8 protein-coding genes are annotated in these 11,450 nt (G+C 44.6%); 5 read left to right on the top strand and 3 right to left on the bottom strand.

Features of this window, described 5'->3' with window-relative positions; translation table 11 throughout:
• Positions 1-41: 41 nt before the first annotated feature.
• Together Q1A23_RS08305 and Q1A23_RS08300 are read right to left on the bottom strand one after the other, a co-directional pair.
• A complete protein-coding gene (locus tag Q1A23_RS08305; RefSeq protein ID WP_299821900.1) occupies positions 42-650 on the bottom strand; it encodes a hypothetical protein in 609 nt (202 codons plus the stop codon).
• Positions 651-989: 339 nt separating this feature from the next.
• Positions 990-2,411, bottom strand: coding sequence for a peptide MFS transporter (locus Q1A23_RS08300; RefSeq protein ID WP_299821898.1), 1,422 nt, complete (start codon positions 2,409-2,411; stop codon positions 990-992).
• A gap of 227 nt (positions 2,412-2,638) precedes the next feature.
• On the opposite strand from Q1A23_RS08300, the gene pckA reads away from it, so the two are divergent.
• The 4 genes from pckA (at position 2,639) to Q1A23_RS08280 (ending at position 6,851) form a co-directional block, all read left to right on the top strand.
• On the top strand, positions 2,639-4,249 hold the full coding sequence (gene pckA / locus Q1A23_RS08295; RefSeq protein WP_299821896.1) for a phosphoenolpyruvate carboxykinase (ATP): 1,611 nt from the start codon (positions 2,639-2,641) through the stop codon (positions 4,247-4,249).
• A gap of 147 nt (positions 4,250-4,396) precedes the next feature.
• Entirely contained in the window at positions 4,397-5,116 is a 720-nt protein-coding gene (locus tag Q1A23_RS08290; protein WP_299821894.1) for a 16S rRNA (uracil(1498)-N(3))-methyltransferase, read from the top strand.
• 28 nt (positions 5,117-5,144) lie between these two features.
• Positions 5,145-5,822 carry a DUF4159 domain-containing protein gene (locus Q1A23_RS08285; RefSeq protein WP_299821892.1) on the top strand — a complete coding sequence of 226 codons (678 nt, stop codon included), beginning with the start codon at positions 5,145-5,147 and terminating at the stop codon, positions 5,820-5,822.
• 156 nt (positions 5,823-5,978) lie between these two features.
• Positions 5,979-6,851 carry an FkbM family methyltransferase gene (locus tag Q1A23_RS08280; protein WP_299821890.1) on the top strand — a complete coding sequence of 291 codons (873 nt, stop codon included), beginning with the start codon at positions 5,979-5,981 and terminating at the stop codon, positions 6,849-6,851.
• 68 nt (positions 6,852-6,919) lie between these two features.
• Here Q1A23_RS08280 and Q1A23_RS08275 read toward each other — a convergent pair whose 3' ends face one another.
• Complete coding sequence (locus Q1A23_RS08275) at positions 6,920-7,438, bottom strand: hypothetical protein (protein WP_299821888.1); 519 nt, start codon at positions 7,436-7,438, stop codon at positions 6,920-6,922.
• Positions 7,439-7,881: 443 nt separating this feature from the next.
• Between Q1A23_RS08275 and smc the strand changes: the two genes are divergently transcribed.
• Entirely contained in the window at positions 7,882-11,418 is a 3,537-nt protein-coding gene (smc, locus tag Q1A23_RS08270) for a chromosome segregation protein SMC (RefSeq protein WP_299821886.1), read from the top strand.
• Positions 11,419-11,450 lie beyond the last annotated feature (32 nt).

Genomic DNA, 11,450 nt, shown 5'->3' with positions numbered 1-11,450 from the left:
GTGGTGTAATAGAAAATACTTTCCTGCAAGTATAAAATGTATTAAAGCAAATCCTTTACAGCTATCTTGATATCATGCGGGGCCACTTCATCTCCGCCAAAGTATGGGTACAGTTGGTAGCCATTGCCGGCGCCGCTGCAGTTGCGCGGCATTACTGTTTTCACGCCATCTACCAGAAAAACATACTGCTTGTCCTCCAGCCTTAGCTCATACTTATATGTTTGCCCAATCTCAACCGAACGGATCAGCTTGAAGTCACGCTTTTTATTTACGTAAGTGTAGGCAAGTATTTCCAGTTTCCCGTTATACCACCTCCAGCCAAAGCGGGCGCTGTTGGTATGGTGGTGCGAGCCGCAGTCTGACACGCCATACAGCTTATTAATATCTGCCTGGTTTTCGGGCTTTACTGAAGTATAGATTGCAGAACTGTCAAACGTAGCCTCAAAGCGAATTAACTGCGTGTTTATACTTTTGTGTGGGCTATTGGAGGAATGTTGCCCCTTTTTGATTTGGAAAGCATCTTCATGCTTAACCGGAATAATAAGCTCTTCGGCGGTGTTCAGCACATCACACGATGTCAGAATTGTAGCTAAAGAAAATGTAAGTAACAGCACAAACGTGCTGCAAAATCTTTTGTAATTGTAAAACATACTCGGCTAAAAGTGATAAAGTTTAATACCGGTAGCGCCAGGCAATACAGGTATAATTTAACCTTCAACACATCGTTTTAGCAAAATGGTTTATTTTTTTGGTTAGAAAACTCAAGTATGAAGTCTCCCTGTTTAGAACATGTTTCTATTAATGCATAGACGCATTTTGTTACTGGTTTAGTATCAATATGTTATAACATGAATGCGTAATGCATCAGATAGGAATAATTCAGAATTGTTAAAGACGGAAGCGTATACTCCAGTAAGTAAAGTATAAAACAAAAAGCCCCTGGTTCTGCGATTAGAACCAGGGGCTTCTTGTTTATTAATTGTTTATACTTATCCGCGGCCGTGCATCATGTGCATCAGCTTACGTGTAAGGGCTATCAGGATTAAACCTGCCAGGATAACGAAACCACCAATGGCAGAGAAAATAGTTAAAGCGCCAAGCTCCTCTACATAAGAAGCAATGTAACCACCTGCAATCTGCGCCACAAACGGAGCCAGGAACCAAACCCCCATCAACATAGACACCAATGTAACCGGCGCAAGGCGTGTTACCATAGAAAGTCCGATTGGCGATAGGCAAAGCTCACCGATAGTATGGAAGAAGTACGTAGCGATCAACCAGGCAAGGCTAGCTTTAATGGTATCGTCGGCAACGTTATCGCCACCGCGCTCCATTACAGCACCCACCATGAAGAAGAAACCGACACCAAGTAAAATCATACCCATACCCATTTTAGTAGGAATGCTTAAGTCTTTGCCACGCTTAGCCAGGAACAACCAAAGCTGTGCAGTAAGTGGCGCAAAAAGTACGATAAACAATGGGTTTACAGACTGGAACCAGGAAGTAGGAATAAGGAAACCAAAAACCTCACGGTCTATGTACTGGTCGGTATAGACAGTTAGGGAACTACCCGCCTGCTCAAAACCTGCCCAGAAGAAGATCACGAAAATAGAGATGATGAAGATAACCGATACACGATCGATCTCTTCTTTCGTTAGCTTTTTAGAAGTAGCAGGCATTCCAGTTTCAGCATCGTTCTCAGCTTTAACTGGCTTAAGGCCTAAGTCACCAAGAAGCTTCGGACCTAAGGTGTTAAATACGATCTGGCCGATAACCATACCGATACCAGCTGCAAGGAAGCCATACTGGAAACCATAGTTGGTTACGCGCTCCACGCCATCTACAACTGCTTTAGTTGCAAAGTAATCCTCAGCAAGGTAACCGCACACAAGAGGCGCCAAAAACGCACCAATGTTGATACCCATATAGAAAATAGTGAAGGCAGAATCGCGGCGCGGGTCGCCCTGAGCGTAAAGATTACCAACTATAGAAGAAATGTTAGGTTTGAAGAAACCATTACCTATGATTAACAGTAACAGTCCCAAATAGGTCATCTCAACGCCTACGTAAGGTGTAGAGAACAAACTGAACTGGCCCAACGCCATCAGCACACCACCTATTAAGATAGCACGGCGGTGTCCCAGGTATTTATCGGCCAACCAACCACCTATAATAGGCGTAAAATATACGAAGCCGGTAAAGTATCCGTAGATCAAAGCTGCATCAGCTACACTATAACCCAAACCGCCTTCCAGGGCCGTTTTAGTGAGGTATAGCATTAAGAGGCCACGCATCCCGTAATAACTGAAGCGTTCCCATAACTCTGTAAAGAACAGTAGGTACAGCCCCTTGGGATGCTTTAGATTTTCTTTTGCCACCGCAGCATCAGGGTGTTGTTGGTTAACAGACATAGAAATTAATTAGATTGAATGTTTAGTTTAGTTAAGATTAGTTAAGCAAACATAGAAGGTAAATATATTAGTAAAAATGCATTCCGGCAAATATTTTACATCACGTGAGCCTTTCTGTGCAAGCCTGTGCAATATTTGCATAACGCGATATTATGATAAGCATTTTTTTATACTTTTGTACTTAGTTGTAAAGCAAACCGTTTATAAATAAAACCCAAAAAATTCAAATGAAAGAAACTGGATATAAATCTAAGGTTGGTCTGGATAATCTAGGAATTAAAGAGGCGAAGGAAATCCTTTGGAACCTTACTCCTGCCGAACTTGTGGAAGAAGCCATCAAAAACAACGAAGGTGCTTTAACTGACACAGGTGCTTTAATGTGCGATACCGGCAAATTTACGGGCCGCTCTCCAAAAGACCGCTTCGTGGTGAAGGATGCCAAAACAGAGGATACTGTCTGGTGGGGTGATATCAACATCGCTTTCGACCCAGAGAAATTTGATGCCCTGCAGGCTAAAATGGTTGATTTCCTGAAAGACAAAAAGCTATACGTACGCGATGCTTATGCAGGAGCTCACCCTGACTACCGTTTAAACTTACGCATTGTAAACACGCAGGCGTGGCAGAACCTTTTCTGCAACAACATGTTCCTTCGCCTGACGCAGGAAGAGCTTGCCAACCACAATCCAGAGTTTACAATCATTTGCGCCCCTGAGTTTGAGGCTGACCCGGCAGTAGACGGAACACGCCAGTCAAACTTTGCAATCATCAACTTCACAAAAAACATGATTTTGATAGGTGGTACGGGCTATGCCGGCGAGATGAAGAAAGGTATCTTCGGGGTACTTAACTACATTCTGCCGCAAGAGCGCAACACCCTGTCGATGCACTGTTCTGCTAACGTGGGTAAAGATGGTGATACAGCCATTTTCTTCGGTTTATCGGGCACAGGTAAGACAACACTTTCCGCAGACCCTAACCGCGGCCTGATTGGCGACGATGAGCACGGTTGGACAGCAGACAGCGTGTTTAACTTTGAAGGAGGCTGCTACGCTAAGGTTATAGACCTGACGCGTGAAAAAGAGCCGCAAATCTGGGATGCCATCAAGTTTGGTGCCATTGTAGAAAACACCCGTTTTGTGGATGGCACACGTACTGTGGATTACACAAACAACTCTGTAACAGAGAATACACGTACCGCCTACCCTATCAACCACATCGATAACGCGATTGAGCCATCAAGAGCCGATATTCCTAAAAATATTTTCTTCCTGACTGCAGATGCGTTTGGTGTGTTACCTCCAATCTCTAAGCTGAACACAAGTCAGGCCATGTACCACTTCATCTCAGGTTATACTGCAAAGGTAGCCGGTACTGAAGTTGGCGTTACTGAGCCTCAGACAACATTCTCTGCTTGCTTTGGAGCTGCGTTCTTACCGCTGCACCCAACAAAGTATGCCGAAATGCTTGGTAAGAAAATGGAAGAAAACAACGTGAATGTTTGGTTGATCAACACAGGTTGGACCGGTGGCCCTTATGGCGTTGGTTCACGTATGAAGCTACCTTACACGCGCGCCATGATTACGGCTGCCTTAAACGGTGAACTTGACAATGTTGAGTTTACGAAGCATCCAATTTTTGGCGTTGATATGCCAAACACTTGCCCTAATGTGCCGGATGAGGTACTTAACCCACGCAATACCTGGGCAAACAAAGAAGAGTATGACGCCAAAGCAACTGACCTGGCTTCTAAGTTTGTTAAAAACTTCCAGAAGTATGCAGACTATGCCAACGACGAAATACTGGCCGGCGCGCCTAACGTAGAAGTCACAGCCTAAACTGCTGTTGCATAACTATAAAAAGCCTCTTTGCCTTTCTGCAGAGAGGCTTTTTATTTAAACAGGCTAAGCCGGAAAGTCATAGTTTCGTATATTTAAAGAACTATCAAAGTAACACCACTAAACTAAACTTAACATTAACTAAAAGTGCACCTTTTTTATACTCCTGATATCACCAATAATGGATTCTATACTTTACCTGAAGAGGAATCGAAGCATTGTACACGTGTGCTGCGTTTGCACCACGGCGATACCGTATACTTAGTGGATGGTGTGGGAGGACTATACACAGCAGTAATTCAGGATGCCAACAACAAAAAGTGCCAGTTACAGATTATTGATAAGCAAATAGAATACGGAAAGCTACCATACTACACGCATATAGCCGTTGCCCCTACTAAAAACATAGACCGCATGGAGTGGTTTGTAGAAAAAGCCGTGGAGATAGGTGTAAGCGAAATTACGTTTTTGCTGTGCGAACACTCCGAACGCAGGCAGCTGCGCTTAGACAGGCTCGAGAAAATTGCGGTAAGCGCTATGAAACAATCACAGAAAGGCTACCTGCCCCTGCTAAACGATCTAACGCCATTTCACAGGTTTGTGCAGAAGTCGCTACCAGCGTCTACTTTTATAGCTCATTTAGAGGATGATGCAACCCAAAGTATCAAGCATTACTATACCTACGGGCAGCAGCATTGTATTCTTATTGGCCCTGAGGGAGATTTCTCAACTACTGAAATTGCGGCAGCTTATGAAGCCGGCATACGGCCTGTTACCTTAGGTAAAAGCCGGCTGCGCACCGAAACGGCTGCCTTAGTGGCATGCCATACTTTAAACGTACTCCACGACCTGAGTGCCCCTTTGTAAAACCAGTTTTTAACCTTAGTTATCCTGCATGCTGAAGCGTATTTTTTTCACGATAGTAATACTGTTAACGACCAACCTGGCTTCTGTGGCTCAGAACTACAGTTTCAGAATTGCTAAACTAAAGTATAACGGTGGCGGTGACTGGTACGCGAACAAAACATCTTTGCCTAACCTGATACGGTTCTGCAACCAGAACCTGAACATGAACATTGCCCCTGACGAGGCAGTTGTAGAGGTGGGCAGCCCTGAACTGTTTACATACCCCTTTGTACACATGACCGGGCACGGCAATGTTGTCTTCTCAGATTCGGAAGCGCTGAACCTACGCAACTACCTGCTCAGCGGCGGCTTCCTGCACATAGACGATAATTATGGATTGGACAAATACATCCGGCAGGAGATGAAAAAAGTATTCCCAGAGTATGAATTTGTAGAGCTACCCTACGACCACCCTATTTATCGCCAGAAGTTTAATTTTACCGGTGGCTTGCCTAAAATTCATGAGCACGACAACAAGCCTCCACAAGGTTTTGGCATTATTCATAAAGGCCGCTTAATTTGCTTTTATACTTATGAAACAGACTTAGGCAATGGCTGGGAGGACGCTGAAATACATAACGACCCGGAGCATGTTCGGCAGCAGGCTTTGCGTATGGGCGCCAACATCGTAACCTACGCCATCACTCATGGCGACGGATTGCAGTAACCCTGATTTAGCATTGGCACAGGTAGTTTGTGCAAATTAATTGTGGTGTAAAGATTTATCTTTCTGGTATTAATGTTTATACATCCTTTGTTAAGTATAAAAATTTATGCGTCCTTTAAGATACATACAGCTTACTATCTCACCACAAATAACCTTATGCTCCCTAAATTGCTACTTAAAAAGCTTTCCTTATTAACCGAATCAGGTGCTAAAAGTAAACTAAGGCAAGAGATCATATCCTACTACAGCAGTTTGCCCTCCGCTACAACCGACCCTGAGATAAAAGAGGCGTTGGCATACTTAAAAGATAACCGGCTGCAGGTATTCCCATACAATTTTACCTCTAAATACAAGGCCGTAGACACCAAGGTATACTTAGATAAAGCGCTGGGTATGCGGTATGTTATACACGAAGGCAAAAAGTTATACTTTAAAAGAACCTGGGGCGAGCGTAAAATTAAGCGCAATTATAGTTTCTTACTTTTAGAGCAGGATCTGATGTCGCCGCACAGGTACCTAACAGACGCTTTTGCTGTAGCCCAAGGCGATGTGGTGGCAGATGCCGGGGCTGCTGAAGGTAACTTTGCCCTTAGCGTAATCGATAAAGTCAAGAAAATTTACCTTTTTGAAACGGATAATAAATGGATTGAAGCCCTGGAAGCAACTTTTGCCCCCTGGAAAGAGAAGGTTGAGATAGTGAATAAGTTTGTAAGCAACTCAAACGATGCACATAACCTCACCCTTGATAGCTTCTTCGAAAATAAAGGCAACGTAAACTTTATCAAAGCTGATGTAGAGTGCGCAGAAGCAGATTTGCTGGAAGGTAGTAAAAAAATATTAGCTCAAGATGGCCCTTTAAAAGTGGCTATCACCACCTATCATAAGCAACAAGACCAGCAGGAGTTAAATGGTATATTGCAGGGCTATGGATTTAAAACGGAATTTTCGAAAGGCTACATGTTATTCCCGTATTACGAGCCAATAAAGCCGCCATACTTTAGGCGGGGCCTCATAAGGGCAACAAAGTAAAGCAGCAAAGGCCCGGTTATTATGCCGGGCCTTTGCTGCTTTACTTTGTTAAATTATACCTTCGTAAATCAAGTATACTTTCTGTTAAAGATTTCAGACAGGATAACAGCATCGCGAACCGTGGCGGGGTTTTGAAGCATGGCAGCATAACGGCTCGGCTTCGTATTTAGGCTTTCAGTATTGCCTTTAAATATGGGCTGCTTTCGAGCATCAGATCTTCTCTGAGCTTGGATGGCCTCAGCGGGTTTTTCCCAGGAAAGTGCCTTTGGAGCCATATCATCGTAATTTCTATACTTTGGGGCGCTTTCAACCGTCGCCATTACAGGCGGTATTACTTCCCTGGCTCTTTCTCTTGCATTTTCTACCTCGGCTCTTCCTTTCTCCATTTTTGGCTGAAGCTCACGCAAGATGTCCTCAAACGAAGTTACTGGTCTTGCAGGCTGTTGCGGCTGCACACGCCTTTGCTGTGGTTTTGCAGGTGCTTCGTCTTCCCGTGCATCAGACGAATTAAATGCCTTACGCCATTGCGAAAACAGAAAATAGGCCACAGCAGCCAGTATATAAAGTATGATTTTAAAATCGTCCATAGCAGCAGGTAGGTAGCTTTACCAAATATAGAGTTTTAGATTGGAATAAAAAATTGCACCTATTTGTAGCATATGCATAAGTAATTCACCTTGTTCAGATACTGGTCGGCGCTACTCCCGTTGCTCTTCATCCTGGCATACTTTTAATCTCCCACATAAACGTGTATACTACGCTGCTGACCTAGTTTATAACTTTACGCATCTCTTATAGTAAACGGTGCTTCCGACATAGTAACGCAACAAGGGCATACTCCTGCATCAATACCCAAACACCCTTTACTGAAAACATATAAAATAAGAAGGCCTTAGTACTGTTTTCGAAAAAGAAGCTGTGCTACCAAAATGAACCGCTTTTTCTTTACAAAGTTGAGCTAAACCAACTAGCTAATTGAGAAATTTACCTTACTTTTGAAGATAGAACAGAAGAGATTCCGCGAACGCGAATGCAAGTATCAAGATTAGAAATTAAGGGATTCAAAAGTTTTGGCGACCGTGTCGTTATAAATTTTGACAATGGCATTACCGGAATTGTGGGGCCTAACGGCTGCGGCAAATCCAACATTGTAGATGCCATTCGCTGGGTATTGGGAGAGCAGAAAACACGTAACCTCCGCTCTGATAAAATGGAGAACGTGATCTTTAACGGTTCCAAAACCCGCAAGCCAACACAAATGGCCGAGGTATCCATCACCTTTGATAATAACAGGGGTGTTTTGCCAACAGAGTACTCACAGGTAACAGTTACCAGAAAATATTACCGTAACGGTGATAGCGAGTACCAGTTAAACGGGGTAACCTGCCGTCTGAAAGATATAAACGAACTTTTCCTGGATACAGGTATCGGGTCTGACAGCTACGCCATTATCGAACTGAAGATGGTGGACGAAATCCTGAACGACAAGGAAAACTCGCGCCGCTTGCTTTTCGAGGAGGCCGCCGGCATCTCTAAATTCAGGGTGCGCAAAAAGCAGACACTTAAAAAGCTGGAAGAAACAGACGCTGACCTGGAACGCGTGGAAGATGTACTTTTCGAGATCGGGAAGAACATGAAAACGCTGGAGAGGCAAGCAAAACAAGCCATTAAGTACTTCCAGCTAAAGGAAGACTATAAAAAGCACAGCTTGGAGTATGCGCGTCGCAATATATCTCAGTACCAGAACACGCTGGAGCGCTTACAACAGGACGTAAAAAACGAAACCGAGCTAAAAGAAGGCTATGTAAGTGCTGTAACAGAAGCTGAGGACGCCATTGCCGACCAGAAAGAGGAACTGAACCGCACCCAGCAGGAACTGGCCGAAAGCCAGAAAACAATGCAGGTGCAGACAGCCAAGCTTCGCCAGCTGGAAAACGACATAAAGTTAAAGTCTGAGCGCAGCAACTACCTGAAAGAGCGCATGCAGCAGTTGCGCCAGCAAATCGGTCAGGATACTGCCAACCTGGAACACACCCAGGAAAGTATACTTGAACTGCGTGACGAACTGATACAGGTGCAGGACAAATTTGCGGAGTCCGAAGCACAGATGGCTGCTGTTAAAGAACAGCTGCAGGAAGCAAACGAGCAGAAATCCAGCCTACAGGAAGCACATCAAGCCCTGGTGCAGCAGCACAAAAACAAACAGAACGAAGTATACCAGCTAAGCAAATCCCTGGAGATTGGCCAGGTACAGATACAAAACATTAACCAGGAACTGGAGCGACTGCAACAACAGCAACTAAATGCTGACGAAGATGGCCGCATCCTGCAGGAGCAACTACAGGAAGCGCAGCAGGTACTCGAGGAAAATACCTCTGAACTGGTAAGGCTGCAGGCCCACGAAGAAACGTTGGCCCAAAGTATAGAAACAACTGAGGTGGCCATAGATGAGCTTAAGGCACAGCTGGCAGAGTTAAACAGAACACTTGATTCAAAGCAAAACCAGTACAACCTGACCAAGTCGCTGGTGGAGAATATGGAGGGCTTTCCGGAGGCAATCAAATTCCTGAGCAAATCCGACAGCTGGTCTAAACCTGCCCCACTCCTATCAGACATACTTGTATGCGAGCCTGATTATAAACCGCTTATCGAAAGCTACCTGGAGCAGTACATGAACTACTTTGTAGTGGATGAATTGCAGGATGCAGTAGATGCCGTAAGTTTACTTAAAAGCGAAAACAAGGGCCGCGCTAACTTTATCATACTTTCAGAGATTGAGGAACTGGAGCCAACGGCTACTTTTAGCGAAGGAAGCCTGAAGGCTGCTTATGAAGTTGTGTCGGCTGATAAAAAGTATAGCAACCTGATGAAGTACATGCTGCGCAATGTATACATCTCCGATGACTCTGAAGATGAATTGTACGGCAGCGAGTACAAAACCATTATACTTAAAGACGGAAGCGCCATCCGTAAACCGCTTAGCTTATCCGGTGGGTCTGTGGGTGTGTTTGATGGAAACCGCCTGGGCCGCAAGCAAAACCTGGAGAAACTGGCCACAGAGGTAACAGCCTTACAAGAGCAGGTTGATTTACTGCAGAGCCGCATCAATACCCAAAACCAGATTCTGCAAAACCACCGCAACGAGTCTAAAAAAGACGCCATTAAGCAACTGGAGAAAGATGTCTCTAAAATGCAGCAGGACTTGCTTACTGTTCGCATCAAGTATGAGCAATACCAGCAAAACCTGAAAAACTTTGACCAGAAGCGCGACGAACTGCACGAAAGACTAGTAGAGTTGCGTGAGCAAAGTATGGAAGTATCGCCGCAGGCCGAAGCCGACATGCAGGAGCTGAAACGCCTAGAGCAGGAAATAGCCAGTTTTGCCGCACAGCTGGAACAGCAGCAGGAACAAATTACTGTTATCTCCGGCAGCTATAACCAGGAAAATATACAGTATCACCAGTTTAAAAACCGCTTTACAAGCTTACAGCAGGAAATAAGCTATAAGCAGAAAACTGTTGAGGCGAACCAGGAGCGTATTAACAGCCTTAAAAGCGAACTGGCAAAAGCCGAAGAAGAAACCGTTGAGTCAAGTGAATTTATAGAAGAAAACGAAGCGGTAGTAACGCAAATGACGGAGGCGCGCCGAGAGTTCGGCTACGAACTGGAAGCAATTGAGAAAAAGTACTTCAGCCTGCGCGGTGAACTAGACGAGAAAGAGAAAACCATCCGGGAACTGCAGCGCAAACGCCAGAATGCAGACGAGCTATTAATGCGCATGCAGCAAACGCTGAGTGATACCAAAATAAAGCTCGTTTCTATTCAGGAACGCCTGGCAGCTGAATTCAACATCTCTCCGGAAGACTTTGCCACAGCACCTCCTGAGCCTGTAGAGTTAATTCCTTTATCTGATGAGGAACTGAATTACCAGATCATCTCTGTTAAATCAGCTTTAGACAAGATGGGGCCGGTTAATGCCATGGCAGCAGAGGCCTACACAGAGATTGAGGAGCGCAATAAATTTATATCAGAGCAACGCGACGACCTTATCAACGCGAAAAACACGCTCATCGACACCATCAACGAGATTGATACTGTTGCAAAGGAAAAATTCATGGAGTCGTTTGAGCAGATTAGGGAGAACTTTAAGAACGTGTTCCGCAGCCTGTTTACCGACGAAGATAATTGCGAACTGGTAGTTTCTGATCCTAAAAACCCGCTGGAGTCTAAGATTGAGATCATGGCACAGCCTAAAGGCAAGCGTCCTTTAACGATAAACCAGTTGTCTGGTGGCGAGAAAACGCTTACCGCTATTTCGTTGCTGTTTGCTATCTACTTACTTAAGCCGGCGCCGTTCTGTATTTTCGATGAGGTGGACGCCCCACTTGATGACGCGAACATCGATAAGTTCAACAACATCATCCGTAAATTCTCTGGTGAGTCTCAGTTTATAGTGGTAACGCATAACAAGCGCACCATGGCCTCTACCGATGTGATGTATGGTATCACCATGATTGAAGCCGGAATATCCAGAGTAATTCCGGTAGACTTACGCCAGATAGCATAGCTAATTTATACTTATAAAAACAAAGGGAGCCG

The organism is uncultured Pontibacter sp. (assembly GCF_947492645.1).
Lineage (GTDB): Bacteria > Bacteroidota > Bacteroidia > Cytophagales > Hymenobacteraceae > Pontibacter.
The sequence above is the reverse complement of the archived record's forward strand: the minus strand, read 5'-3'. Positions and strand labels throughout refer to the sequence as shown.